Origin of the sequence: Arthrobacter sp. AOP36-A1-22, assembly GCF_052377615.1 — a bacterium.
Taxonomy (GTDB): domain Bacteria; phylum Actinomycetota; class Actinomycetes; order Actinomycetales; family Micrococcaceae; genus Arthrobacter_H.
On the sequence record NZ_JBQSWX010000005.1, the window covers coordinates 125,747 to 151,473 of the forward strand.

The 25,727-nt window shown below is 67.6% G+C and carries 22 protein-coding genes, 4 tRNA genes and 1 riboswitch; of the genes, 12 read left to right on the top strand and 14 right to left on the bottom strand.

Going from position 1 to position 25,727, the window contains the following annotated elements; all coding sequences use genetic code 11:
• Positions 1-19: 19 nt before the first annotated feature.
• A tRNA-Arg gene (locus ACT3S2_RS04930) sits at positions 20-96 on the bottom strand.
• Between the two features lie 284 nt (positions 97-380).
• Between ACT3S2_RS04930 and ACT3S2_RS04935 the strand changes: the two genes are divergently transcribed.
• The 3 genes from ACT3S2_RS04935 to ACT3S2_RS04945 all read left to right on the top strand — a co-directional run bounded on the left by ACT3S2_RS04935 (position 381) and on the right by ACT3S2_RS04945 (position 3,793).
• A complete protein-coding gene (locus tag ACT3S2_RS04935; RefSeq protein ID WP_444554173.1) occupies positions 381-2,225 on the top strand; it encodes a phosphoenolpyruvate carboxykinase (GTP) in 1,845 nt (614 codons plus the stop codon).
• Between the two features lie 168 nt (positions 2,226-2,393).
• Positions 2,394-2,921: a PadR family transcriptional regulator gene (locus ACT3S2_RS04940; RefSeq protein ID WP_444554172.1), complete on the top strand. Its 528-nt coding sequence runs from the start codon at positions 2,394-2,396 to the stop codon at positions 2,919-2,921.
• Positions 2,918-3,793 carry an alpha/beta fold hydrolase gene (locus ACT3S2_RS04945; protein WP_444554171.1) on the top strand — a complete coding sequence of 292 codons (876 nt, stop codon included), beginning with the start codon at positions 2,918-2,920 and terminating at the stop codon, positions 3,791-3,793. The genes ACT3S2_RS04940 and ACT3S2_RS04945 overlap by 4 nt, the downstream gene beginning before the upstream one ends.
• A 218-nt stretch (positions 3,794-4,011) precedes the next feature.
• On the opposite strand, the gene thiC is transcribed toward ACT3S2_RS04945, so the two are convergent.
• The 5 genes from thiC to ACT3S2_RS04970 form a co-directional block, all read right to left on the bottom strand.
• The gene (thiC, locus tag ACT3S2_RS04950; RefSeq protein WP_444561347.1) at positions 4,012-5,811 is read right to left on the bottom strand and encodes a phosphomethylpyrimidine synthase ThiC; all 1,800 of its coding nucleotides are present in this window, start codon (positions 5,809-5,811) and stop codon (positions 4,012-4,014) included.
• A riboswitch (TPP riboswitch) is annotated at positions 5,808-5,915 on the bottom strand. (Overlaps the previous gene by 4 nt.)
• Positions 5,916-6,002: 87 nt before the next feature.
• Entirely contained in the window at positions 6,003-7,184 is a 1,182-nt protein-coding gene (locus ACT3S2_RS04955) for a globin domain-containing protein (protein ID WP_444561348.1), read from the bottom strand.
• An 88-nt stretch (positions 7,185-7,272) separates the two neighbouring features.
• Complete coding sequence (locus ACT3S2_RS04960) at positions 7,273-7,713, bottom strand: RrF2 family transcriptional regulator (protein ID WP_444561349.1); 441 nt, start codon at positions 7,711-7,713, stop codon at positions 7,273-7,275.
• Between the two features lie 25 nt (positions 7,714-7,738).
• Positions 7,739-8,221 carry a hypothetical protein gene (locus ACT3S2_RS04965; protein ID WP_444554167.1) on the bottom strand — a complete coding sequence of 161 codons (483 nt, stop codon included), beginning with the start codon at positions 8,219-8,221 and terminating at the stop codon, positions 7,739-7,741.
• Positions 8,218-9,633 (bottom strand): phosphomannomutase/phosphoglucomutase, encoded by a 1,416-nt coding sequence (locus ACT3S2_RS04970; RefSeq protein ID WP_444561350.1) that lies wholly within the window; start codon positions 9,631-9,633, stop codon positions 8,218-8,220. The genes ACT3S2_RS04965 and ACT3S2_RS04970 overlap by 4 nt, the downstream gene beginning before the upstream one ends.
• A gap of 98 nt (positions 9,634-9,731) precedes the next feature.
• On the opposite strand from ACT3S2_RS04970, the gene ACT3S2_RS04975 reads away from it, so the two are divergent.
• Both ACT3S2_RS04975 and ACT3S2_RS04980 read left to right on the top strand, forming a co-directional pair.
• Positions 9,732-11,864 (top strand): RecQ family ATP-dependent DNA helicase, encoded by a 2,133-nt coding sequence (locus ACT3S2_RS04975; protein ID WP_444561351.1) that lies wholly within the window; start codon positions 9,732-9,734, stop codon positions 11,862-11,864.
• 29 nt (positions 11,865-11,893) lie between these two features.
• Positions 11,894-12,892: a hypothetical protein gene (locus tag ACT3S2_RS04980; RefSeq protein ID WP_444554164.1), complete on the top strand. Its 999-nt coding sequence runs from the start codon at positions 11,894-11,896 to the stop codon at positions 12,890-12,892.
• A gap of 37 nt (positions 12,893-12,929) precedes the next feature.
• Here ACT3S2_RS04980 and ACT3S2_RS04985 read toward each other — a convergent pair.
• Positions 12,930-13,018: transfer RNA gene (locus ACT3S2_RS04985), tRNA-Ser, on the bottom strand.
• A 49-nt stretch (positions 13,019-13,067) separates the two neighbouring features.
• The gene (locus ACT3S2_RS04990; RefSeq protein WP_444554163.1) at positions 13,068-15,197 is read right to left on the bottom strand and encodes a prolyl oligopeptidase family serine peptidase; all 2,130 of its coding nucleotides are present in this window, start codon (positions 15,195-15,197) and stop codon (positions 13,068-13,070) included.
• 116 nt (positions 15,198-15,313) lie between these two features.
• On the opposite strand from ACT3S2_RS04990, the gene ACT3S2_RS04995 reads away from it, so the two are divergent.
• Entirely contained in the window at positions 15,314-17,314 is a 2,001-nt protein-coding gene (locus ACT3S2_RS04995) for an FAD/NAD(P)-binding protein (RefSeq protein WP_444554162.1), read from the top strand.
• Positions 17,315-17,377: 63 nt separating this feature from the next.
• Here the strand turns inward: ACT3S2_RS04995 and ACT3S2_RS05000 are convergent.
• A tRNA-Ser gene (locus ACT3S2_RS05000) sits at positions 17,378-17,465 on the bottom strand.
• A 132-nt stretch (positions 17,466-17,597) separates the two neighbouring features.
• Here ACT3S2_RS05000 and ACT3S2_RS05005 point away from each other — a divergent pair.
• The 4 genes from ACT3S2_RS05005 to ACT3S2_RS05020 all read left to right on the top strand — a co-directional run bounded on the left by ACT3S2_RS05005 (position 17,598) and on the right by ACT3S2_RS05020 (position 20,582).
• Positions 17,598-18,575, top strand: coding sequence for an NAD(P)H-quinone oxidoreductase (locus tag ACT3S2_RS05005; RefSeq protein WP_444561357.1), 978 nt, complete (start codon positions 17,598-17,600; stop codon positions 18,573-18,575).
• A gap of 52 nt (positions 18,576-18,627) precedes the next feature.
• Positions 18,628-19,203 carry a bacterial proteasome activator family protein gene (locus tag ACT3S2_RS05010; RefSeq protein WP_444554161.1) on the top strand — a complete coding sequence of 192 codons (576 nt, stop codon included), beginning with the start codon at positions 18,628-18,630 and terminating at the stop codon, positions 19,201-19,203.
• 2 nt (positions 19,204-19,205) lie between these two features.
• The gene (locus ACT3S2_RS05015) at positions 19,206-19,661 is read left to right on the top strand and encodes a hypothetical protein (protein WP_444554160.1); all 456 of its coding nucleotides are present in this window, start codon (positions 19,206-19,208) and stop codon (positions 19,659-19,661) included.
• Between the two features lie 75 nt (positions 19,662-19,736).
• The gene (locus ACT3S2_RS05020; RefSeq protein WP_444561352.1) at positions 19,737-20,582 is read left to right on the top strand and encodes an aldo/keto reductase; all 846 of its coding nucleotides are present in this window, start codon (positions 19,737-19,739) and stop codon (positions 20,580-20,582) included.
• A gap of 89 nt (positions 20,583-20,671) precedes the next feature.
• On the opposite strand, the gene ACT3S2_RS05025 is transcribed toward ACT3S2_RS05020, so the two are convergent.
• The gene (locus ACT3S2_RS05025; protein ID WP_444554158.1) at positions 20,672-20,971 is read right to left on the bottom strand and encodes a DUF4193 family protein; all 300 of its coding nucleotides are present in this window, start codon (positions 20,969-20,971) and stop codon (positions 20,672-20,674) included.
• Positions 20,972-21,311: 340 nt separating this feature from the next.
• Between ACT3S2_RS05025 and ACT3S2_RS05030 the strand changes: the two genes are divergently transcribed.
• Both ACT3S2_RS05030 and ACT3S2_RS05035 read left to right on the top strand, forming a co-directional pair.
• Positions 21,312-21,668, top strand: a complete 357-nt coding sequence (locus ACT3S2_RS05030; protein WP_444554157.1) for a GNAT family N-acetyltransferase — start codon at positions 21,312-21,314, stop codon at positions 21,666-21,668.
• A 146-nt stretch (positions 21,669-21,814) separates the two neighbouring features.
• On the top strand, positions 21,815-22,039 hold the full coding sequence (locus ACT3S2_RS05035; protein WP_444561353.1) for a hypothetical protein: 225 nt from the start codon (positions 21,815-21,817) through the stop codon (positions 22,037-22,039).
• 112 nt (positions 22,040-22,151) lie between these two features.
• Here the strand turns inward: ACT3S2_RS05035 and ACT3S2_RS05040 are convergent.
• The 4 genes from ACT3S2_RS05040 to tmk form a co-directional block, all read right to left on the bottom strand.
• Positions 22,152-22,227 (bottom strand) — tRNA-Thr (locus ACT3S2_RS05040).
• 84 nt (positions 22,228-22,311) lie between these two features.
• Positions 22,312-23,835: an alpha/beta hydrolase gene (locus ACT3S2_RS05045; RefSeq protein ID WP_444561354.1), complete on the bottom strand. Its 1,524-nt coding sequence runs from the start codon at positions 23,833-23,835 to the stop codon at positions 22,312-22,314.
• Positions 23,832-25,022: a DNA polymerase III subunit delta' gene (locus ACT3S2_RS05050; protein ID WP_444554154.1), complete on the bottom strand. Its 1,191-nt coding sequence runs from the start codon at positions 25,020-25,022 to the stop codon at positions 23,832-23,834. Before ACT3S2_RS05050 ends, ACT3S2_RS05045 begins: the two co-directional genes overlap by 4 nt.
• The gene (gene tmk / locus ACT3S2_RS05055; RefSeq protein WP_444554214.1) at positions 25,019-25,672 is read right to left on the bottom strand and encodes a dTMP kinase; all 654 of its coding nucleotides are present in this window, start codon (positions 25,670-25,672) and stop codon (positions 25,019-25,021) included. Before tmk ends, ACT3S2_RS05050 begins: the two co-directional genes overlap by 4 nt.
• Positions 25,673-25,727 lie beyond the last annotated feature (55 nt).

Here is a 25,727-nt window from a genome sequence, read left to right on the forward strand (position 1 = left end):
GAAACGGGGTTTTTTCGTATGGTGCGCCCAAAGGGATTCGAACCCCTGACCTTCTGTTCCGTAGACAGACGCTCTATCCAGCTGAGCTATGGGCGCTTGGTCTGCGACACCGCCGCTGACCTCGAATAACTATACAGACAGTTGGCGGCGTCGCAAAATCGGGGCCGGCCTCGACCGGGTGGCCCCCGGGGAGCCTCAAGCCAACTATACCGGTCTACGTGATCTTAGTCACAATAGGGTATGGTGAAACCCCGAGAATCCGCGGATGGACGGCGGTCGAGTCCCCGACCGGGGAGGGAAGCGATCCGCGTCACCTCCGGAGCGGAGCGGCCCCGTCCTAGCATCGAGGGACCAGTACAAGCCCAATGGAGGGAATGGACATGAGCGAGCGCTCCGATCAAACGGTCCTCGACGCAGAGCGTCAGACCGCACCGACGACCCACGCAAAGCTACTGGCCTGGGTCGGCGACATTGTGGAGCTCACGCAGCCGGAGAGTGTCCACTGGGTCGACGGGAGCCAAGGGGAGGTCGACCGCCTCACTGGCGAGCTGGTCGACGCCGGGACTCTCGTACGACTGGATGAGGCGAAGTTCCCCAATTCCTTCGCCGCCTTCTCGGACCCCAAGGATGTGGCCCGGGTCGAAGAGCGGACCTTCATCTGTTCCCAGGACGAGCAGGATGCGGGGTTCACCAACAACTGGATGGACCCGCAGGAGATGAAGTCGATCCTCAATGACCGCTTCAGCGGTTCGATGCGGGGACGGACCATGTATGTCATCCCCTTCGTCATGGGTCCCCTTGATGCCGAGCACCCGCAATTCGGCGTGGAGATCACCGACTCCGCCTATGTGGTGGCCTCGATGCGGGTCATGGCACGCATCGGTGATGACGTGCTGGCCAAGATGGAAGCCACCGATGCCTTCTTCGTCCCGGCCGTGCACTCCGTCGGAGCCCCGCTGGCAGCCGGAGAGGCCGATGTCGCCTGGCCGTGCAACCCGGAGAAGTGGATCGTGCACTTCCCCGAGGAGCGGGCCATCTGGTCCTACGGCTCCGGGTACGGCGGCAACGCCCTGCTGGGCAAGAAGTGCTTTTCGCTGCGTATCGCCTCGGTCATGGGGCGGGACGAGGGGTGGCTGGCCGAGCATATGCTCATCCTCAAGCTCACCAGCCCCGAGGGCAGGAGCTACAACGTGGCGGGGGCATTCCCCTCCGCCTGCGGCAAGACGAACCTCGCCCTGCTGGAGCCGAGCATCGAAGGCTGGACCGCCGAGACCCTGGGCGATGACATCAACTGGATGCGCATCGGCAAGGAAGGCGAATTGCGCGGGGTCAATCCCGAATACGGGCTGTTCGGCGTCGCACCGGGGACCGGGTGGAGCACCAACCCCAACGCCATGCGCGCGATCACCAAGGGCAACTCCATCTTCACCAACGTCGCATTGACCGATGACGGCGGGGTCTGGTGGGAAGGGATGACCGACGAGGTGCCCGAGCACCTGACCGATTGGCTCGGCAACGACTGGACCCCGGGCTCCGGGACGAAGGCGGCGCACCCGAACTCGCGGTTCTGCACCCCGATCGACCAGCTCGACATGCTCTCGAAGGAGTTCTACAACCCCGAGGGCGTGGAGATCCACGCCATCCTCTTCGGTGGACGGCGCAAGACCACCATTCCCCTGGTGACCGAGGCCAGCTCGTGGACCAATGGCGTCTTCATGGGCTCCACGCTCTCCTCGGAGACCACGGCGGCCGCGGCCGGTGCCGTGGGCCGGGTGCGTCGGGACCCGATGGCGATGCTGCCCTTCATCGGGTACGACGCCGGTGACTACCTCAAGCACTGGGACTCCATTGAATCCAAGGCCGATCCGGCGCGTTTGCCGCGGATCTTCCTGGTCAACTGGTTCCGCCGCACCCCCGAGGGCGGATTCGCCTGGCCCGGGTTCAGCGACAACTCCCGCGTGCTGAAGTGGATCGTCGAGCGCATCGAAGGCACTGCGGACGCCCAGGAGACGCCGATCGGCATGGTGCCCACCGGCGACTCGATGGATCTCAGCGGCCTGGACTCGTTCACCGCCGAGGACCTCGAGGTGGCCGTGACGGTCGACCCGGAGGAGTGGAAGCGCGAACTGGCGGATATCGAGGAGTGGTACGCCAAATTCGGGCCCTCCCTGCCGCAGTCCCTGCAGGATGAGCTGGACGGGCTGAAGCAGCGCCTGGGCGCCTAGCCGGTTCCACCGCGAGGAGCATCAGGGGCGGGAACGTCCAGCGGACCATCAAGGATGGCCCGCTGGACGTTCCCGCCCCATATCCCTCAGCGGGACCGCCCGGTGGCGCGGAGGCACACGCTGGGCCGATAGGCGATAGTTCACCTAGCAGGCTGGCATGATGGACACATGATCCTCGCACGTTTGATCCTCGGGCTCCTGAGCTTGTCGCCGATGACCGGCTACGACCTGAAGAAGCATTTCGACTCGAGCATCAACCACTTCTGGAATGCCGATAAGGCACAGATCTACCGCACCCTGGCCCAACTGGTGGACCAGGGCCTGGCCACGGTCCGGACCGTTCCGCAGGAGAACTACCCGGCGCGCCAGGAGCACCACATCACCGAGGCGGGGCGGGCGGCTTTGCAGGACTGGCTGACCGGAACGCTGGACCGGCAGCCCGCCCGTGAGCCCTTCCTGGGCCGGATCTTCTTCTCCGGGGAGCTCGAGCGCCACGAGGTCCTGGAACTGCTTGCGGCACGTCGCACCGAGGACGAGGACCTGCAGCGGTCCTACCGGGCCCTGCGCGCGGAATTGGACGAGGCCGCCCTGGCCGACCGACGCGGCTACCTGATGGCCGCCACGCTGGACCACGGCATCGCCCACGTCGGTGCCGAACTGAACTGGCTCGACTCCGTCGAAGGGAATCTGCCATGAACGAAAAGCCCACGGTGCCTCCCTCCGTCGGGGAACGCCCCGATCCGGCCGGCTACCCGGAGATCCACCCCCCGGTGCGTCCCCGCACGGACGGCAAACCAGCCCAGACGCTGGTCTTTCTCCATGGCGGCAACGTGGCCAACTGGATGTGGGATCCCCAGGTCAAGGCCTTCCCTGCCTATCGGATCTTCACCCCGCATCTGCCCGGGTTCGGCGGCCGGGCCGATGAGGACTGGCGCGGGCTCGATAGCGCCGCGGATGACGTCGCGGCCTTCATCGCCGAAGAGATCGAGGACGGCCGGGTCCACCTGGTTGGCCAGTCCCTGGGCGGCGTCGTGGGCCTGCGTGTACTGGCCCGGCATCCCGAGCTCTTCGCCAGTGCCCTGTTCACCGGGGCAGGGATCCGGCCGGTGGGGGCGGGAACGCGGTTATCCACGGCGGCGCAACTGCGATTAGGGGACGCCGAATGGTTCTGGAAGGTCCAGGCCGGGGCCTTCGGGATTCCCGCGAACTCCCGCAGGCTCTACTCCGAACATGGGCTGACCCTGCGTCCGGACAACATGAAGGCGATGCTGGACGAGGTCCAGGCGGGCGGCCTGCCCGACGGGCTGGGGGACTACACCGAACGCCTGATGATGGTCGCCGGGGCCCGTGAACCGGCCCTGGTGCGCAAGGGATTCGCCGATGTGGCCGCGGTTCGCCGGGACACGGTCTTCCGTCTGGCCCCGGGGCTGCACCATCAATGGAGCGTCGAGGATCCGTTGTTCTTCAACGCGATGGTCCGCGCCTGGATCGAACGCGGTGAGGTCCACCCCCGGCTCGGGCGGGTTCCCGGGCTCCACCAGGCAGACCCGGATCCCGCTGGAGACTGATTGGTCTGGATCGCGGTCTCCGCAAGGCTTCGCTGCGTCAGGTGCGGACGCGCCGTATCACCTCCGGGCCGTGGACGGCTACATGACATAGTCCATATACCGACGACCGCTCCGGGCAACCGCCTGCGTTCCTGCCAGGGGAGCAGCTGCAGAAGTTGCCCGGAACGTTGGAGGCGCCCGTTGCCTCCCGTGCGGACGCCGTCGTCGTACCCGGTGGATCAGTCGGTGCCGTTGCCGACGGGGATCGTCGCCTGGAGGTAGATGCTGGACCCCGAATCCGCGAATTCACGGCTCTTCGCCTGCAAACCGGCTTCGATGTCATCGGCCAGTGCCCGTTGGCGTTCGGTTCCCCCGAACTCCTCGCGGATGTCCTGGGAGATCCGCATCGAACAGAACTTCGGCCCGCACATGGAACAGAAGTGCGCGGTCTTGGCCGGCTCCGCAGGCAGCGTCTGGTCGTGGAACCGCTGGGCCGTGGCCGGATCCAGACCCAGGGCGAACTGGTCGTTCCAGCGGAACTCGAAGCGCGCGGCCGACAGGGCATCGTCGCGGGCCGTCGCCCCGGGATGCCCCTTGGCCACATCGGCGGCATGCGCGGCGATCTTATAGGTGATCACCCCGGTCTTCACGTCGTCCTTATCCGGCAGCCCCAGATGCTCCTTCGGGGTCACATAGCAGAGCATCGCCGTGCCGTAACGGGCGATCTCGGTGGCCCCGATGGCGCTGGTGATGTGGTCGTAGCCGGGGGCCGTATCGGTCACCAGCGGACCCAGGGTGTAGAACGGCGCCCCGTCGCAGAGCTCCTGCTGACGCTCGACGTTCTCGCGGACCAGATGCAGCGGGATATGTCCGGGTCCTTCCACCATCACCTGCACGTCGAACTGCCAGGCCCTGCGGGTCAACTCGGCCAGGGTATCGAGCTCAGCGAACTGGGCGGCGTCGTTGGCATCGGCCAGGGAGCCGGGGCGCAGCCCGTCACCGAGGGAGAAGGCGACGTCGTAGCGGGCGAAAATGGCGCAGAGCTCGTCGTAATGGGTGTAGAGGAAGTTCTCCTGGTGGTGGGCCAGGCACCACCCGGCCATGATCGATCCACCGCGGGAGACGATGCCGGTGACCCGGTCGGCGCTCAAGGGCACATGGCGCAGCAGCACCCCGGCATGAATGGTCATGTAGTCCACGCCCTGTTCGCATTGCTCGATGACGGTGTCGCGGAAGATCTCCCAGGTCAGTTTCGATGCATCCCCATCGACCTTCTCCAGCGCCTGGTAGATCGGCACGGTGCCGATGGGCACCGGGGAATTGCGGATCAGCCATTCGCGGGTGGTGTGGATGTCATCGCCGGTGGACAGGTCCATCACCGTATCGGCGCCCCATTGGGTGGCCCAGGTGAGCTTGTCGACCTCCTGGGCGATCGAGGAGGTGATGGCCGAGTTGCCGATGTTGGCGTTGATCTTGACCAGGAAGGCCTTGCCGATGATCATCGGCTCGGATTCGGGATGGTTGATGTTCACCGGGATGATCGCCCGTCCGGCGGCGACTTCGCGGCGGACCAATTCGACGTCGCAGTTCTCGCGCAGCGCCACATAGCGCATCTCGTCGGTGAGGGTGCCCTGTCGGGCGTAATGCATCTGCGTGACGGTACGCCCCTGGTGCGAGCGCCTCGGTACCGGGGTCGTGCCGCTCCATTCTGCCGAGGCGGCCCCGCGACGCACGGCGGACCGGCCGTCGTCGTGCAGGGTGCGTTGGCGACCGGTGTATTCGGCGGTGTCACCCCGGGCGGTGATCCATCGGGTGCGCGGACGCGGGAGGCCGACGGTCGGTTCGGAGCCCGGACCGGCGGTCCGATACGCCAGATGGGGCTCGTTGGCGCTGCCGTCGGGGGAATCCGCCAGGCAGATCGCGGTGACCGGGACCCGCAGGCCGTGTTCCGGATCCTCGATCCACTGCAACCGGTGCTGTGGGTGCTGTTCCCACGCGGTGGCGGACGGGGTGGTGGGTTTTACTGTGGAATCGCTCATTTGAGCCCTCAACTTCCTACGCCGGCATGACCCGGACAGGTTCGACGGTCGCGAGCGGTGGCAGCTCGATCTCAGCCCCTCCTGGGGCACCCGTGTGGACGTTGCGAGCGTAACGGAGCGGCCCGCGATCTGGCTAATCCAGTTCGCGGGCCGCTCCGGTGTGGCGCCCCTCCGGGGCAGCGGGCTCGTGCCTAGGCGGCAAGCCAGAGGTCGGGACCGAAGACCTCGTAGTGGATGTTCCGCGGGGCCACGCCGGCGGCGATGGCCTGGCTGCGCACCGCACGCATGAATGGCAGCGGACCGCAGAGGTACATCCGGGCATCCTCGGGCAGCTCGACGCCGGTCAGGTTCATGAACCCCTCGACGGCCTGCAGGTCCGCGGTGGTGCCGGTGGTGTCCTCGAGCCACAGGCGCATCTCGACGTTGGGCAGCTGCTCCACGGCGGCGAGCATCTGGTCCTTCAGCGCCCAGTTCGATTCCATGGCCTCGGCGTGGAGCACCAGCACCTGGCGGTCCGACCCGGTGGAGACCAGCGACTGCAGGGCCGAGGCGCTCGGGGTGCACCCGATGCCGGCGGTGGCGATGATGATCGGCCCGCCCTCCATGTCCAGGGTGATGTCACCGTAGGGGTTGGACAGTTCCACGACGTCGCCGACCTCGAGATTGCGGTGCATGAAGGGGGAGACCTCCCCGCCTTCATCCAGCTTGGTGGTCAACACCCGCTCGGTGGTGGATTCGACGTTGTCGGAGAGGGAGTACCGGCGGCACTGGCGCAGCCCGTCGGCCAGCGGCACGCGGATGCTCACGAACTGGCCGGGCTTGGCCACCGTGACGGCGGTGTCATCGGCCGGCTCGAAGCGGAACGTCATGCAATCCTGGCCGGAAGCCTCCGTGGAGGTGACCTTCCATGGGGCGTAGATCCGGTCGTTGGCCTGTTCGGCGTAGAGGCCCTTTTCGATCTTGACCAGGGCGTCGGCCATCAGCCAGTAGACCTCGGACCAGGCGGCGACGACCTCTTCGGTGGCTGCTTCGCCCAGATCCTCGGCGATGGCCGCGAACAGGTGGTCGAAGACGATCTGGTACTGGTCGGGCTGGATGCCCAGCGACGTGTGCTTATGGGCGATGCGGGACAGCACTGATTCGGGCAGCGATTCGGGGTGTTCGATCAGGTGGGAGGCGAAGGCGGCAATGCTGCCGGCCAGGGCCTGTTGCTGGGCTCCGTTCTTCTGGTTGGCGCGACTGAACAAGCCGTCCAGGAGTTCAGGACGTGCCGCAAACATCCCGGCATAGAACTTCTTGGTGATCTCACCGATCCGTTCGCCAATCACGGGAAGTGTCGCCTGGACGACGGGGCGGGACGTTTCTGAGAGCATCGAATCTCCTCGAGGTCGAATTACTTGCGTCTGATCCGCAAGTATTATGATACATTTCTACACCTTGTAGAAAACTGGGGCAAATCGGCTATCGCGAGATGGGAAAAGGAAGGGTGACCAGCGCCGGGGAGGACGCCAGATCGCGGATCGACCAGTGGTCCAGCTCCTGGTAGAAGGCCTCCTGGGCGCGCGCCAGGGCTGTGCGGAGCCGGCAACCGGCGATCAATGGGCAGGCGGCCGTGCCGTCGTCGGTGGTGCACTGGGCGAGATCGCCCTGCCCCTCGAGGCTGCGCAGCAACGTGCCGGCGCCGAGGGACAGCCCCGATTCGTTGATCTGCACGCCACCGGTGCGCCCGCGTTTGACGTCGATGTGTTTCAACTGGCCGAGCTTGTGCACGGCCTTGGAGACCTGGTTGTAGGGGATGTCGATTGCCTCGGCGATCTCCCGGGTCCTCAGCAGGGGATCGGACCGGGCGGCGAGCAGCATCAGGATGCGCAGGCACACATCGGAAAAGGCGTTGATCTTCATGATGTCGACGCCCGGTCCCCACGGATCAGGCCCAGATCCTCAAATCAGCTGGTTCGGGGGTGGGCTCCTGGAAGGTCCACTCGCTGCCTTCGGCGGCGGGGGAGGCATAGGGCTGGATGATGGCCACTGCCCCGCCGAGGCTGTGCTCCGCCAGGGCATGGACGGCGTCGACATCCTCCTGCAGCAGGGTCACATCGGAGACCAGGGCCACGGCCACGAAGTTCTCACGCTGACCGATCAGCAAGGTGACCAGGTCATCCATCATGACTTCGGCATCGATATCCGCTTCGGGATCCTCGTCGTCCTCATCGGGTTGGACCGCCAGCAGGCGCAGTTCCCCTTCGGCCTCGCCGTCGGGCTCCAGGCCGATGGCGAAGGGCAGGAAGACCCCGTTGGTTTCAAGCTGTTCGCGGGCGACGCCCAAGGCGGTGCCGAGCACCTTGTTCAAGTCCTGGTGGGCGGCCTCACCGAGTTCGGCCAGCCGGTTTTCCGTGGGGTTTTCGCTCATGCATTGCTCCTGACAAGGGTGAGGACCGCGTCGCGGACGCGTTCCATGGTCGGGGTGTCTACGGCTTCCCCGTTATAACGGAGGAAGGGTTCGGTGTTGGAGGGGCGGAGGTTGAACCAGAAGGATCCGTCCGTGGCCTTCACCGTGGTGCCGTCCAGCCTATCGACCACCGTCTCCGGGGTCGAAAAGCTCTCCAGCACCCGGGCCACGGCCGCGTCCTTGTCCTCGACCTCGGAGTTGATCTCGCCCGAGGAGAAATACGGTTCGTATTCGGCGGCCAGATCTCCCAGGGCACGGTCCTGGGAGCCGAGGGCGGCCAGCACATGCATCGCGGCGAGCATGCCGGTGTCCGCGTTGTAGAAATCGCGGAAGTAGTAGTGGGCGCTGTGTTCGCCACCGAAGACGGCCCCCTCGGCGGCCATGACCGCCTTGATGAAGGAGTGGCCCACCCGGGTGACCACCGGCCGTCCGCCGTCGTGTTCCACCAGTTCGGGGACCGCGCGGGAGGTGATGAGGTTGTGGATGATCACCGGGGTCTGCTCGCCGGCGGCCTGCGCCCGGGCGATTTCACGTCGGGCCACCAATGCGGTCACCGCCGAGGGGGACACCGGCAGACCTGCTTCGTCGATGACGAAGCAGCGATCCGCGTCGCCGTCGAAGGCCAGACCGATATCGGCGCCGTGTTCGAGGACGGCGGCCTGCAGGTCCTTGAGGTTCTCCGGTTCCAGCGGGTTCGCCGGGTGGTTGGGGAAGGTCCCGTCCAATTCGAAATACAGCGGCACGATCTCCAGTGGAAGGGCCGGCAACAGGTCATCGCCCAGGACCGCGGGAGTGGTCATGCCGGCCATCCCGTTGGCGGCGTCGACGACGACCTTCAGCGGGCGGATGCCCAAGAGGTCGACCAGGGAGCGCAGGTAGGCGGCGTAGTCCTCCAGCACGTCCCGGGTGCTGATGTCCCCCTGGGGCGCGTCCCCGGAGACCGGCAGGCCTTCGGCGAGGTAGGTCTGGGCCAGATCGCGGATCTCATACAGGCCCGTATCCGAGGAGACCGGCACGGCACCGGCCTGGGCCATCTTCATGCCGTTATAGGCCGCGGGGTTGTGGCTGGCGGTGAACACGACGCCGGCGGCATCGAGTTGGCCGCAGGCGAAGTAGAGCTCATCGGTGGAGATCAACCCGAGCAGGCAGACCTCGGCCCCGCGGTAGGAGGCCCCGCGGGCGAAGGCGGCGCTGAAGGCGGGGGAGGAGGGGCGCATGTCACCGCCGACGAGGACCTGTTTGCCGGCCAGGGACAGGACGTCGACGAAGGCGGCGCCCACGGCCTCGACGATCTCCTCATTGATGGTTTCGCCGACGATGCCGCGGACGTCGTAGGCCTTGAAGGAAAGGGAAAGATCAATCTCGCTGCTCACGGGGTCGAGCTTAGCCGTTCGGGGCGTATCCACGCGATCATCCAACCACTCCACCGGGTCGGTGCCCATGCGTGGGTGGTCGCTGGGATACTGGGTCCATGGTTGAAACGCGGAACTCACAATTGCATGACGACGCCACTGCGGTCCTGCGCCGGCTGGTCGGAAACGACGGGGCCCGATTCCACGAGGGGCAGTTCGAAGCGATCGAGGCCCTCGTCGAGGGCGGCCGTCGGGCCCTGGTGGTCCAGCGCACCGGCTGGGGCAAATCCGCGGTGTATTTCGTGGCCAGCCTGCTGCTGCGTGCCCGCGGCGCGGGGCCGACGCTGATCGTCTCCCCGCTGCTGGCCCTGATGCGCGACCAGGTCGCCGCCGCGGCGCGGGCCGGGGTGCGGGCCGAAGCGATCAACTCGGCCAACGCGGTCCAATGGCAGGAGGTCATCGCCAAGCTCGAAGCCGATGAAGTCGACGTCCTGCTGGTCTCGCCCGAACGGCTGAACAACCCTTCCTTCCGCGAACAGCAGCTCCCCGAACTGATCCGCCGGATGGGCCTGCTGGTGATCGACGAAGCCCACTGCATCTCCGACTGGGGCCATGACTTCCGGCCCGACTACCGGCGGATCCGCGATCTCATCGCCGCCCTTCCGGGAAACGTGCCGGTGCTGGCCACCACCGCGACGGCCAACGAACGGGTGGTCCACGACGTGCAGGAACAGCTGGCCGTCGGAGGCGCGGAGGTCTTCACCCTGCGCGGACCGTTGGCCCGCAAATCGCTGCGGCTCGGGGTCCTGCGGTTGCCGAGCCCGCGTTCGCAACTGGCCTGGTTGCTGACCCATCTGGCCGATCTGCCCGGCAGCGGCATCATCTACACCCTGACCGTCTCGGCGGCCGAGGACATCACCCGACTGCTCCGGGAGGCGGGGCACGACGTGCGCTCCTATACCGGGCGGACCGACCCGGAGGAACGCGCCGCCTCCGAACAGGCGCTGAAGGAGAACCAGGTCAAGGCGCTGATCGCCACCAGTGCGCTGGGGATGGGCTTCGACAAACCCGACCTCGGATTCGTCGTCCACGTGGGCGCCCCCAGTTCCCCGGTCGCCTACTACCAGCAGGTCGGTCGTGCCGGCCGTGGAACCGACAACGCCGATGTGCTGTTGCTGCCGGGGCCGGAGGACCGGGAGATCTGGCGGTACTTCGCCACCTCCTCCATGCCGGACGAGGAACGGGCCCATGCCGTGTTGTCCGAATTGGAGGCGGCCGGAACGGCGGTCTCGGTCCCGGCCCTGGAGGCCCGGGTGAACCTGCGCCGTTCCCCGCTGGAACTGCTGCTCAAGGTCCTGGCCGTGGACGGGGCCGTCGAACGGGTCGCCGGGGGATGGGCGCGCACCCGCGAACCCTGGGCGTACGACGCCGCCCGGTATGCCCGGGTCGCCGCCGCCCGCGTGGACGAACAGAATTCGATGTTGGAGTACGAACGCACCACCGGGTGCCGGATGGAGTTCCTCTCCCGCGTCCTGGACGACCCTGCGGCGGCACCCTGCGGCCGCTGCGACAACTGCGCGGGCCCCTGGTACCAGGACTCGATCGGTGACGAGGCCCGGGACCGCTCCCAGGCGGCCCTGGGCCGGGTGGGGGTCCAGGTCGATCCCCGGGCGATGTGGCCCGGCGGCATGGACCGCCTCGGGGTCCCGCTGAAGGGAAAGATCAAGCCCGCGGACCAGGCCCGTCCCGGCCGGGCCCTGGCCCGGCTGACCGATCTGGGCTGGGGGGCCAAATTGCGGACCCTGCTCTCGACCCCCGTCGACGAGGCCCCCGACGCAGCCATCGAGGACGCGATGCTGCGCGCCTGCGTGCAGGTGCTCTCCGAATGGGATTGGGCCGAACGGCCGGTGGCGGTGGTCAGCCTGCCCTCACGCACCCGCGGTGAACTCGTCGGCTCCTTCGCCCGCGGGATCGCCGGAATCGGCAGGCTTCCCTATCTCGGGGCCCTGGATTATCCGCACGGCGGACCTCGGGGGGCTTCGGGAGGCAACAGTGCCTTCCGGCTCGCCGCCGTCTGGGGGCAGTTTGCCGTCGGGGACGAACTCGCCGGGGAACTGGCGGCACTGGACGGCCCGGTCCTGCTCATCGACGACTACGTCGATAGCCGGTGGACCATCACCGAGGCCACCCGGGTGTTGCGCGCGGCAGGGGCCGACGCCGTCCTGCCCTTCGTCCTGGCGGTCTCCGCCTAGGGATTGGACCCACGCCCTAGACTTGGGGCATGGAGTTGTTGTTATGGGTTCTGGTCCCCTTGCTGGTCCTTGCCGCCGGTTGGTGGTGGGTCACTCGACTGCGTCGGAAGACCTCTGCGGAGGTCAACGGCTCCGTCGGGCCCGAATCGGCACGCGAGGCCGCCGGGCAGCTGGGGGCTGAAGCCCATCGCGATGTGTACCGCCAACTCGCCCAGGGCAACTTCATGGGCGCCGTGCAGGCCTACCGTGCCGCCACAGGTGTTGGGGTCAAGGCCAGCATCATCGCCGTGCGCAGCCTCGAAGCCCACCCGCAGGTCCATCAGGAGGGCGGCCCGCGGATCGCCCCGCAGGGGCCGGGGCCCCAGACCGAGCCCCCGGAGGGGAACGGCGAGAGCGAACCATCCGGCGGTCCGGCCACCGAGCCGGCCACCGATCCGGTGGCCGGAGAAGCGGTCGACGCCGAGGCACCGGTACCGGAGCCCGCGGCGGATGCCGCTGCCGCCCCGCTGGCGGATCCCGCCCCGGGCCAGGACCTCGACGATTTCACCATCCCGGAGGAATGGACCGAGAAATTCGGTAGCGGGGCCAGCCGCAAGACCTCCAACTTCCGGATCTCCGCTGAAGAAGACGGCGTCAAACGCGAATTCGGCACCGATGAGCTTCCCCCGGCGGAATTCGACCAGTTCCAGTCGCTGCTGCGGGACCATGACCTCGACGGTGCCGCCGACCTGTTGGCCAAGTTCTCGGGCCTGGACCGGGATTCCATCAGGGAACTGTTGGACACGGCCCCCGTCGATGGGGATCCGGCATCGATGGGTGAGGATATCGCGGACTTCAGCTTCGAGGGGGACGGCCCCGAAGGCCACGTGCAATTCAGTGCCAGCGACCTCCCGGGGGAGGACAAGGACCGTTTCCTGGGTTTCGTCCGGGCCGGGGAACTGGGGCAGGCCGCGGAGATCGTCCACCGGCATACGGGTCTTCCCGCCGAGATGGTCGAACAACTGCTGACGGCCTTCGGAAAGAAGTAGGCACAAAAAAACCCCTACCTGGGTAGGGGTTTTTCAGCGGAGACGGGGGGATTTGAACCCCCGGTCGAGTTTAACCCCGACCCTTCATTAGCAGTGAAGTCCATTCGGCCGCTCTGGCACGTCTCCAGCGCTGCCGTGGCAGCCCCCCAAGACTACCGAACAGTGGCCCCCAAATTCAAAATGCCTCCCGGTTCACCGACCGCCACAGGAATTCGTAGCTGGTCGCCAGCATCCGGGCGCTCTGACGGTTGTCCGAGGCCCCGGCATGGCCGCCCTCCAGCGACTCGCTGTACCAGATCCGAGGAACCTTCGCCTCGAGCATCTTCGCGGCCATCTTGCGCGCCTGCACCGGTCCCACCCGGTCGTCACTGGTGGCACTCCAGAAAAGCGTGGCGGGGAAGGTCTTCCCGGCCTCCAGGGCCTCATCGAGCAGATGGTAGGGGGAGAACCCGCGGATGAATTCCCACTCCTCGGGGAGATCCGGGTCCCCGTATTCGGCGATCCACGAATGCCCGGCCGAGAGCCGGGTGTAGCGGCGCATGTCCAACAGCGGAACGCCGCAGGAGATCGCCCCGAAGAGTTCGGGATGAACGGTGAGCATGTTCCCCACCAGCAGGCCGCCGTTGCTGCGTCCGGTGGCCGCCAGATGGTCGGGGCGGGTGATCCCGCGGCGCACCAGGTCCCGGGCGATGGCCGCGAAGTCCTCGTATGCCCGCGGCCGGTTCTCCCGCAGTGCCGCCCGATGCCAGGCGGGACCGTATTCGCCGCCGCCGCGGATGTTGGCCAGCACGTAGACCCCGTCCCGGCCGGGGGCGGAACCGCGGCGGAGCCAGGCACGGCCCACCACCCCGGAGTACGACGGCGTCAGGCTGGTTTCGAATCCGCCGTAGCCGTTCATCAACACCGGGTTGGCCCCGTCGTGGACCAGATCCGCCGGGCCGACCTGGAAGTAGGGGACCGCCGTTCCGTCGTCGCTGGTTGCGAAGTGCTGCTGGACCTCCAGACCGGTCGCGTCGAAGCGGGCCGGGGAGGACTTGACCGTTTGCGGGAGCCCCGCACCGATGGTCCCGCGCGACAGGGTGGCCGGGGTCAGGAACCCGGTGGAGACCAACCAGTAGTCGTTCGCCGTCTCCGGGTCCTCGTCGTCGACCGGCCCGATGGACAGGTCCTGGTGTTCCTCCCCGCCGACCTCGAGGGGACGCAACCGCCAGCCATCGGCCGGATCCGCCACCAGGATCTTCGAGGAGACGTGATGCAGCACGGTCAGCAACAGGTGGTCGGCGGTGAAGGAGGAGGACTGCAACGAGGTGTCGGCATCCGGGGTGAAGACCCGGGTCACGGTGCGGTCCCCGGACAGGAAGGCGTCCAGATCGGCCACGGCCAGGCAACCGGAGGGAAGGGCCTGGCCGTCGAGCTCCCAATCCTGCTGTGGGCTGAACATCACCCATTGGCGGTGCAGTCCGATCCGCACATGGGTGGGGGCCTCGATCGGCACCCAGTGCCCCTCGCGCAGGATCGAGGTGGAGGTGTTGAAGAAATCGATGACGTCGGTGGCGGTGACATGCCGGTAGCCGGGGGTCTGGTCCACCGAGACATGGGCCATCACATGGGAGGCCTCGACGGCGAAGACCTCCAGGGCCTGCGCGGGGTCCATGCCGCGTTCGACCCGGCGGACGGTGCGAGCATAGCCCGAACGGGTCAGCGAATCCGCGCCGAACCCGGTGGCCACGTACCAGGCGTCGGGGCCGTCCCAGCTGACCTGGGTCTTCCCGACCGGCAGCGAGAACCCGTCGGGGACGAACCGGGCGGCCTGCAGATCGAATTCACGCACTTCCACGGCATCCCCGCCATCGGGGGACAGGCGCAGCAGGGCGCGGTGGTAGTCCCCGCCGGTCTCGGGACGCAGCAGCGCCGCGCCGGCGAAGACCCAGTCGGTGCCTTCCGCAGCGGCCAGGGCATCGACGTCGAGCAGGATCTGCCAGTCGGGGTCTTCACTGGCGTAGGACTGCCAGGTGGTCCGCCGCCACAGGCCCTTCGGGTGGGAGGCATCGCGCCAGAAGTTGTAGTAGTAGCTCCCGCGTTTGGTGGCCATCGGGATCCGATCCTGCGCATCCAGGACCTCCAGCACCGAGGATTCCAGCCTCTGGTAGGCCTGATCGTGCAGCATGCTCCCGGTCGCGGCATTGCGGGCCCTCACCCAGTCCAGGGCCGTTTCCCCGTGGATCTCCTCCAGCCAGGCAAAGCGGTCGTCGGTCTCGGAATCAGTGGTCGGCCCCGCCATCGGGGCTGCTGAGGTGCTGTCCATGGCCCCCAGTCTACGAGTGGCCGCCCGGCCGGGCGGTACGCTGGGAACCCCGGCCTCCTGCGGATCGGCGGGGAAGCAGGCGGGGCATCCGCACGGCCGAAGCGAAGGAGCAGCACGTGGCAGCACCCCCGTTCACCCTGGTGATCGTCGGTTCCGGACCCCGCGGGACCTCGACCCTGGAACGGGTGTTGGCCCGGCTTGAAGCCGCCGACCAGCGGCGCGGAGCCGAGGACACGCCTCCGGCCCGGAGCCTGGAGATCACGGTCGTGGACCCTTGCGAACCCGGGCCCGGGCACGTCTGGGCCCCCGAACAGCCGCGCTACTACTTGATGAACACCCCGGCGCTCTACCCCACGGTCGCCCCGCCACGCGGGACCGGGAACGCGGCGGGACTGACGTTCGAGGAATTCCGGGTCGGGGGCGGCGACGGCGCCGACCTGGATCCGGCGGAACGGGCCGAACTGGCTGGACTGTCCGCCAGCGGATTCCCGAGCCGGGCGATCTACGGGAGGTACCTGCGCCATGTGTTCTGCCGGGTACGGGCCCGGCTCCAGGCCCATCCGGCCGTCGCCTCATTCACCGTGATCCGTGCCGAAGCCACCTGCCTCCGCCGCGAAGCCAACGGCTACCGCCTGACCCTGGACGGGGGAGCGGGGTCGGGGCCCGCAGTGACCGAGCTGGTGGCCGAAGCCGTTGTGCTCGCCGTCGGACATGTTCCGGCGCACCCGAACCCGCTGCAGCGCACCGCCGGGGAACGCGCCACCGCCGTGGGTTTGCACTACCAAGGCCCGAATGTGCCTGCCGACGTGGATTGGGGGCTCTACCCGGCCGGGGAACCGGTGCTGGTGCGTGGGCTCGGGCTGAACTTCTTCGATGCGATGACCGCGATGACCGTCGGCCGCGGCGGATCCTATGTTTCCACCGGTGACGGCCCGGGCCATGCCCTCGAATACCGGGGCAGCGGCAGCGAACCAATCCTGCATGCCGCCTCGCGACGCGGGGCCCCCTACCGCGCGAAGGCGTGCATCGACTCCTATCTTCCGGCCTCGGTGTCCCTGCGCCATCTGAGCTTCGAGGCCGTCCATGCCCTCGCCGCCGACGGGGCGCCGGGCGAACCGAGGGGCAAGGTCGGTTTCAACGCCCATGTCTGGCCGCTGCTGCACCGCGACGTGCTGCATACCTACTATGCGACGCTGGCCCGCGTCTCACCCGAACTGTTCGAGGAGCCCGGCCCCTTCCTTGCCGAACTCGACGAGATCCTCGACGCCCCGCATGTGAACGGCCAGGAAGTCTGGCGCACGGTGGCCCGCGAACTCGTCGAACGGGCGGCCCCCGGGGTCCGCTGGCTCGACGTCGCCGGACTGGGGCACCCCTTCGCCGACCGGGGATTCGTGGGCCACTCCGCCTACCAGGGGGCGGTGCTGGCCTATCTGGAACACGACGCCGAAACCTCGGCCCGCGGGGAGGAGGACCCGTTGAAGATGGCGATCGGTGCGTTGAATGCCGGCCGTGGGATCATCAAACGACTCGTCGCCGAGGGGATGGTCGATGATGCCAGCCGGCTCGACGAGCTCGGCCGCTGGTTCGAACCCCTGGTCGAAGGACTGGCCAGTGGTCCGCCCCTGCAACGGATCGAGGAACTGGCGGCGTTGGCGCGTGCCGGCATCGTGCAGTTCATCGGCCCCGACCCGGTGTTCTCGTTGGACGAGGAGGCCGCCTGCTTTGCCGCCTCCTCACCGTGGGTGCAGGACGAACCGATCACCGCCCGGTACATGGTCGAGGCGATGATGCCCGCCAACCGGGTCGCCCAGAGCGCCTCGCCCCTGCTGGAACAGTTGTGGGCCGAGGGGATGGCCCGGCCCCGCCTGATGCTCAACCCCGAAGGCGAGGGGGTGTACGGGTCGGGGCTCGACGTCGTCGGACAGCCCTACCGGCTCGTCGACCAGGCAGGGATCGCCCACCGCGGGATCTTCGTGTTGGGGCTGCAACTGTCCAGCGTGCAATGGGGGACCGCGATCGCCGCGGAAGCCGGCGCCGGTTTCACCGAAGGGGCCCGGACGCTGGGGGATGCGGATGCCGTGGCTTCCGAGGTGCTGAGGATGGCCGCCCGGATCTGAGTTCCGGGCGTCAACGACGGCAGGGAAGCCGGTCCATGATGGACCGGCTTCCCTGCCTCGACGCGGAAGGTAAGGGATTTGAACCCTTGGTGCGGGGTTGCCGCACACTGGTTTTCAAGACCAGCTCCATAGGCCGCTCGGACAACCTTCCAGACATGAGAACTATACGCGAGCGGCCCCGGGCAGGAAAACCGTGGGCGATAGGCTCGGGGTGGACACCGATTTCCATGTTGAAGGGATCCAGCCATTGAGCCCGAACACCGCAGCCGATCTGCCCACCACCATGCGCGCCGTGGAGTATTCCGGACCCGGGGGCAGCGAGGTCATCCGCCTGGCCGAACGCCCGGTCCCGACCCCGGGGGCCGGGGAAGTGCTGATCCGGGTCGCCGCGGCCGGCCTGAACCGCGCCGATGTCGCCCAACGGCAGGGAAACTACCCGCCGCCGGAGGGGGCCTCCGACGTCCCTGGCCTGGAGGTTTCGGGAACCATCGCCGCCAGCGGCCCCGATGTGGAGGGGTACGACGCCGGTGACCGTGTCTGTGCGCTGCTGGCCGGCGGCGGGTACGCCGAGTACGTCGCGGTCCCGGCCGTCCAGGTCCTGCCGGTCCCGCAGGGCATCGGTCTGGTCGAAGCCGCCGGGCTGCCGGAGGTGGCGTCGACCGTGTGGTCGAACCTGTTCATGGAGGCCGGGCTGTCCGCGGGGCAGTGGGCCCTGATCCACGGTGGGGCCGGGGGCATCGGCACCATGGCCACCCAGCTCGCCACCGCCTACGGCGCCCAGGTGGTGGTCACCGCCGGCAGTGCCGGGAAGATCGACTACTGCCGGGGGTTCGGTGCCGTGGACGGGATCAACTACCGCGAGGAGGACTTCGTCGAACGGATGCGCACGATCAGCGATGGCCACGGGGCCGACGTCGTCCTGGACATCATGGGAGCGAAGTACCTCGCACGGAATCTGGAGGTCCTCGCCCCCGACGGCCGGCTGGTGGTCATCGCCCTGCAGGGCGGGGCCAAGGCCGAGCTCAACCTGGCCCGGCTGATGACCCGACGCCTGCGCGTCATCGGCACCACCCTGCGGGCCCGCAGCCTTCAGGCCAAGGGCCGGGTCGTGGAGGGGGTGCGGACCGGGGTCTGGCCGCTGGTCGAGGAGGGTACGGTCCGTCCGGTGGTGGAGAAGACCTTCCCGTTGGCCGAAGCAGCCGCCGCCCACGAATACTTCGACTCCGGGGAACACCGGGGCAAGATCCTGCTGACCGTCTAGGGGCGCCCGGGGGACCGGGACGGGCCCGAGCGCGTCGTGGCAAGATGGAAGCATGAACGAACACGAGAAGCCGCAGTCTCCGCCCGCCCCGGCCGACGGGGCCGGGACGGACGCCGCCCCGTCTTCCTTCAGGGTCCAGGGGCTGGTGGAGGAACCAGCGAAGGTCATGCGCATCGGTTCGATGATCAAGCAGCTCCTCGAAGAGGTCAGGACCGCCCCGCTCGACGACGGCGCCAGGGCCACCCTGGCGGATATCCATGAACGCTCGGTCGCCGAACTCGAATCCGGGCTCTCCGCCGAACTGGTCGGGGAACTCCACCGGATCCGCCTGCCCTTCACCGAGGACCAGACCCCCACCGAAGCCGAATTGCGCATCGCCCAGGCGCAACTGGTGGGCTGGCTCGAGGGGGTCTTCCACGGGATCCAGACCGCTCTGGCCGCCCAACAGGTCGCCAGCGAACAGCTGGCCCGGCGCATCCAGCTGCGCGAGCTGCCGCCGGGGACCCCGGTGGCCCCCGGCATCGTCATCAACGAACGCGGGGAACCCGAACGGGTGGCCCCGGGCCGGCCGGGCGCCGGGGAGGCGCCGGACGAGGACACCGACGGCGGACCGGGACAGTACCTCTGAGCATGGGATGGGTTGCTCGGATGCGCGGTGCCCGCCGCGATGACCAGGAGCTCGGCGATGGTGTCTGGCGTCGGGCCAACGACCGTTTCGGGCGGGGACTGGACCGTTTCCACCAGGTCCTCGAAGGCATCGAAGCCGATGACCTGCACAATGCCCTGGTGATGATCGCCAACCACCTGGCGGACCTGCAACCGAGGGTCCGCGCCGTATGCATGGCAGCCCAGACCCAGCGGCCCAGCACCGGACAGGACATCCCGGGAAGCCATGCCTCGGTCCACCGGGCCCTGTCCAAGGCGGCCAACGACCTGGCGGCGGCAGCCCAAGCCGCCGCCATGTCGCGACTGGATGGGGAACGGTGGGGATACAACTCCGCGGGTCTGGAGAACGTGGCCTTCCGTGCCGATCTGGTGGTCGAGGGGGTCCGCCTCGCCGAAGAGGCGCTCGCCGACGCCGGTTGAGGCCGGGCGTTCGCCGAACGCGGAGAGCCGAGGCACGCTTCCCTCCCCCGCGGATGGCGGTGGCAGGATGGGCCGATGACCACCTACGAATCACCGAAACTCACGTTCAACGATGGCAGGACCATCCCCCAGCTCGGCTACGGGGTCTGGAAGGTGAAGGACGACGTCGCGGAGAAGGTCGTCTCCCTGGCCTTCGACGCCGGATACCGCCATGTGGATACCGCCCGCATCTACGGCAACGAGGCAGGGGTGGGCCGCGCCGTTGCCGCCTCCGGCCTGGACCGGTCCGAGCTGTTCGTCACCACCAAGGTCTGGAACGCCGACCAGGGCTACCAGCAGACCCTCGACGCCTTCGACGCGTCGTTGGAGCGCATGGGGATGGACTTCGTCGACCTCTTCCTCATCCACTGGCTGCAGCCGAAGCAGGGCAAGCACGTCGACACGTGGAAGGCCCTGATCGAGTTGCAGAAGTCAGGTCGCGTGGGGTCCATCGGCGTCTGCAACTTCACCGCCGAGGCGTTGCAGGAGCTCGAGGATGCCACCGGGGTGGTCCCGGCCGTCCACCAGGTGGAGACCCACCCGTTCTTCCCCCAGACCGCACTGCGTCAGTACGAGGCCTCTCGGGGCATCCTCCACCAGTCGTGGTCCCCGCTGGGCCTGGGCTCGGAACTGCTCGGGCACCAGGTGCTGACCGATATCGCCGTCAAGCACGACGCCACCCCCGCCCAGATCGTGATCGCCTGGCATCTGGCGCTCGGACTCGTGGTGATCCCCAAGTCGGAGACCCCGTCACGGATCGTGGAGAACTGGGAGTCCCTGGGCGTGACGCTGGACGAGGAGGACATCGCCGCGATCAACGGACTGGATCGGGGCGAGGAAGGGCGTATCGGCCCGGACCCCGCAGAGAGCGATTTCGAGTAACCGCTCGGATCCACCCCTGAAACAGGAAAGGCCCGTCACCGTGGGGTGACGGGCCTTTCCTGTGCAAGGCGACGATGGGTCGGGGCTGATCAGCCGTCGCATTCGCGGCAGATCTTCACGCCGTTCTTTTCGCGGGACAGCTGCGAGCGGTAGCGCACCAGGAAGCACTCGCCGCACGTGAACTCGTCCTGGCCCTGCGGCCGGACCTGGACGACCAACTCGTCATCAATGATGGCTCCGGGCAGTTCACCGCCATCAAGCGGCTCGTCCTCGTCCAATTGCTGGACGGCAGTCTTCTGGTTCGGCGCGTCCATCGCCTTGACCTGCTTGAGGGTTTCTTCGCTTCGTTCAGCGACATCGGGGCGGACTTCGTCGTAGTCGACAGCCATGCGGTACTCCTGGTATTTCGTGTGGTAGGAAGCGACATATTAGGCCAACATCGGCCTCAAAGCCAATCGATTTTTTGAAAGGTGTTTCAACTCACAGCCTTCGATGCCAGGGGCGTCGATACCGGCCAATGAACAACCCCCCAGGGCCGCGGTGCCCCGCTGAACCCAGTGGGCAGGACCAACCGATCGCAGAGCTGCCACTGGCCCGTGCCGGACGCACCGTATCGGGGGGCCGAACTGGAAGACCGTGCTTCCCGCGGCCGGCCCGGATGGAGGTTTCCGGAAGAAATCTCGAAGTCTACGGTATTGCGGAGGAGCCACAACCTGCCAAGATGTAGGGATGACGACGATTAGCATCCGCTGGGTCGGCGACCCACCAACAGAATCATCGGGCTGGTTGGCAGCCTTCACCGAAGACGGCACGAACGTCGGGGAAGCCGCCTACCGGAGTTGGGAAGAGGATTCCCGGCTGACCTATCTGGGCGACTTCATCGTCGCCCCCGAATACCGCAAGCACGGTATCGCCAAGGACATGATGAGCACCGTGTTCGACCATCTGGGGCGGGACCGGCAGTACATCGTCTCGCTCACGGGCAACCTGGGCCGGATGTTCATGGAGGCCGTGGCCGGGGAGGAGGGGGCGCCGAAAATCTTCGAACTCCACGAAGACGACACCACCTACCGGCCCATGAACTAGGGACGCCTGCGAGTGCTCGGCGCCCACCCTCACCGCCCGTGCCGGGGGCGTGAACACTGTCACGGGATGCTCCGTAGGGATCCATGATGTGGAGTGATTCGGGGTAACTGCCCAGGTCAGGGCGTTTCCCTGCCATGCTGGGGTGCATGAAGGCGACTCGAAACGGAATCATGGTCGCGTTGACCGCGGTGGGATCCAACATCATTGTGGACGTCTACACGGATCTGTCGACGGCACACCGTCTGCTCGTTTCCATCGGTATTTCCGTGCTGCTCAGCATCGTTCTGGCGATCCGCACCACGCGCCGGAACGAGCAGGAGCCCGAATGGGAAACATTCGGCGGGCCAGGCCCCGGCAGCAACTTTCGGTAGAAGCAGGCCCGGGTGGGCCCATCGATCAGGGCCCGGGAGGTTCGCGCGGTCAACCAGCGCATGAAAAAACGCCATTTCCTTGGGTGGTCAAGGCATATGGCGTTCTTCGTGGTGGAGCCCCCTGCCAGAATCGAACTGGCGACCTTTTCATTACGAGTGAAACGCTCTACCGACTGAGCTAAGGAGGCACGGTGGCCTGGAGGGCCACCAGCCGATAGTTTATAGGAGCATTTCGCCAGCGGTCAAAACGGGCGCTGCCGCCGGCCTCTTCGTCAGCACTTCAAACCATCCTCGGGGACGGTGGAGTCCAGGAAATAGTCGTCGACGGCGTCGCCGATGCACTCGTTGCTGCGACCGTAGGCGGTGTGCCCGCGGCCAGCGAAGGTCACCAGCACGGAGGAGTCGAGTTGCTGGTTCAGCGCCTTGGACCACTGGTAGGGGGTGGCCGGGTCGCCGGTGGTGCCGATGACGACGATCGGGGCGGCGTCGGGCGCCGAGACCGGGGCGGCCTCCCCGGTGGGTTCGAACTTCCAGTCCTTGCAGGCCAAACCGCCGAAGGCCAGGTATTTGCCGATCGTCGGGGAGGCCTCGATGAGGTCCTTCTCGTCCTGGCGCTGTCCGTCGATGCTCGTGTCCACCTGGTAGTCCAGGCAGTTGATCGCGGTGAATGCGGCTTCGGCATTGCCGGTGTAGGAGCCGTCCTCGTTGCGGCTGGCACTCATATCCGCCAACTCGAGCATCGCGGTGGGGTTCCCCGCCACCGCGGAGTTCAGCGCGTCGGTCAGTTGCGGCCAGTACGCGTCCTCGTAGAAGGCCACCAGGAAGCCGCTGACGAAGTCGTTGATGCCGACCTCCCGCCCGTCCTCGGCGGTCAACGGATACTCCTCGACGGAATCGAAGAGGTCCCGGAGCTGGTCGCGGGCCTGGTCGACATCCCCGTCGAAGGGGCAGTCCTGCGTGCGGAGGCACTCCTCGAGGTAGCTGGTGATCGCCTTCTCGAAGGCTTCAGCCTGGCCCAGGGTGACTTCCTCGTTGGTCAGCGAAGGGTCCATCGCCCCATCCAGGACCATGTGCCCGACGTGGGAGGGGAAGAGATCGGCGTAGGTGGCACCGAGCTTCGTTCCGTAGGAGAAGCCCAGGTAGTCCAACTTCGGGGCATCGCTGATGGCCCGCAGGATGTCCAGGTCCTTCGCGGAGCTGATCGTGTCGACATGGCCCAAGGACGCACCGGAGCGTTCGGCACAATCCCGGGCGTACTCCTTGCTTTCCTCCTCGAGCTCCTTCAACCCGGCCTTGGTGTCGGGGTCGATCTCCAGGGTGCGATCGGCATCGCGCTGGGCATCGGTCCGGCAGCTCACCGGCGCCGACCGGCTGACCCCGCGGGGGTCGAAGCCCACCAGGTCGTAGCCGGAGCGCAGATCCGCGGAGAAGATCAACGTCCCGGCATCCTCGACCAGATCCACCCCGGAGCCGCCGGGGCCGCCGGGGTTCACCAGCAGGGTCCCCTGCTTCTTCCCGCTGGCCTTGAGCTTGATGACGGAGAGGTCGATGGACTTCTGATCCGGCTGCTCGTAGTCCAGGGGCACTTCCACCTCGGCGCATTCGAACTGTGTTGAACAACTCGTCCAGTCCACGTCCTGGGAGTAGTACTTCCCCAGGTCCGCCGGAGCCGAAGGCATGGCCGCCTCGGACTGCTGCGCGGCGTCGTCGGCGGGTTGGCTGCTGCAGGCGGTCAGGAGCAACAACGAGGCGGCCGCAGCGGCCGCCCAGCGCAGCCGTCGTCGGGTGGGAATCATGCGGTGGTGTCTCCTTGGTTCCTGGCCGGCAGCAGCCCGGCCATCATGGCCTCCATGGCCAGCAGCGGTTGGACGTTGGCGGTGATGCGACGGCGGGCCTCGGAGATGTAGTCGATGCGCGCCAGTGTTTCTTCGGCGGTGGTGCGGTGGGCCACCGCCGTGAGTTCGCGGGACAGGTAGTCATTGACCAGTTCGCTCCCGCTGGCCAGCTGCAGGGTCAGCACATCGCGGTAGACGGTGGTCAGGTCGATCAGCGCGCGGTCCAGGGAGTCGTTGACCCCCCGTTTGGCCCGACGCTTATTGAGCTCTTCGAGGGCCTTGAATTGGCTACGGAGCTGCGGGGGGACGGGGGAGTCGGCCTCCAGGCCCAGGGTTTCGCGCAGGGCGGCGGTGTCCGCGAGGGCCCGGGCCTCCGCCGAGGCGGTGGACTCCTCGGTGGAGAGCTTCACCAACTCCCCGGCGGCGACCACCGCATCGGAAACCGAATTCAACCGCAGGGGCATGCGGACGGTCTGATCGCGGCGCCGTCGTGCGCCGTCATCGCGGGCGAGCCGGCGGGCGATGCCGATATGGCTTTGGGACACCCGGGCCGCGAAATCGGCGTCGTGGGCAGAGAGTCCGTCGCGGCGGACCAGCAGTTCGGCCACCGCCTGGCGGGAGGGGACGCCGAGGGAGATGGGTCGGCAGCGTGAACGGATGGTCACCAGCACGTCGGCCGGGCTCGGGGCGCACAGGATCCACACGGTCTGCGGTGGGGGCTCCTCGATGGACTTGAGCAGGACGTTGGTGGTCCGTTCGGTCATCCGGTCGGCGTCCTCGACGATGATGACCCGCCATTTACCCGCCGAGGGCCGGTCCTGGGCCCGGGTGATCAGCTCGCGGACATCCACGATCTGGTAGTTGACCTTCTCCGTGGCGATCAGCGAGACGTCGGGGTGGGTGCCCGCCATGACGGTGCGGCAGGCGTGGCACTGCCCGCACCCCCGGTCGTGCGGATCGGGGGCATCGCATTGCAGGGCAGCGGCAAAGGCCCGGGCGGCATTCGAACGACCCGACCCCGGAGGGCCCGTGAACAGCCACGCATGGGAGGGGGCGCCCAGGGCCGCGGCCCGCTGCAGGGCGCCGATGGCCGCATCCTGTCCCGGCAGGTCGGCCCAGACCCCGGTCAGTTCGGCGGGGGCGCTCACGACGAGGCCCCGGCAGCCTGGATCGCGGTGTCCACGGCCGTGGCGATGCGGGCGGCCAGGTCCTCGACCTCCAAGGAGGCATCGAGGACCACGTAGGCGCCGTCGTCGTTCCGGGCCCGCTCCAGGAAGGCTCGACGGATTCGGGCATGGAAGTCGTCGGGCTCGGATTCGAGCCGGTCCTCGGCCCCGTGGCCCTGCGTGCGGCGTTGCCGGCCGGCCAACGGATCGACGTCGAGCAGGATGGTCAGATCCGGGCGGAGCCCGTCGGTGGCCCAACGGTTCAGCCGCAGCACCTCGCCGGCCCCCAACCCGCGTCCGACCCCCTGATAGGCGACCGATGAGTCGATGAAGCGATCGCAAATGATCGTGGCCCCGCGCCCCAGGGCAGGAAGGATGAGCTGCTGGACATGGGCGGCGCGGGCGGCGGCGAACATCAGGGCCTCGGTGCGGGCATCGACCTCGCCGCGGTCGTGTTCGAGCACGAGGGAACGCAGTTCCTCGCCGATGACGGTGCCTCCCGGCTCACGGGTACGGACGACTTCGCGGCCGCCGTCCTGGAGCCTGCGGGCCAGCAGGGCGGCCTGGGTGGATTTGCCGGCACCATCGCCGCCTTCGAGGACGACGAACAGGGCTCCGGGCGCGCGCTGCATTTCATTCACCCGTTCAGCCTATCGGCCCGGGCCGGTAATACGCGGTCGCGACTTC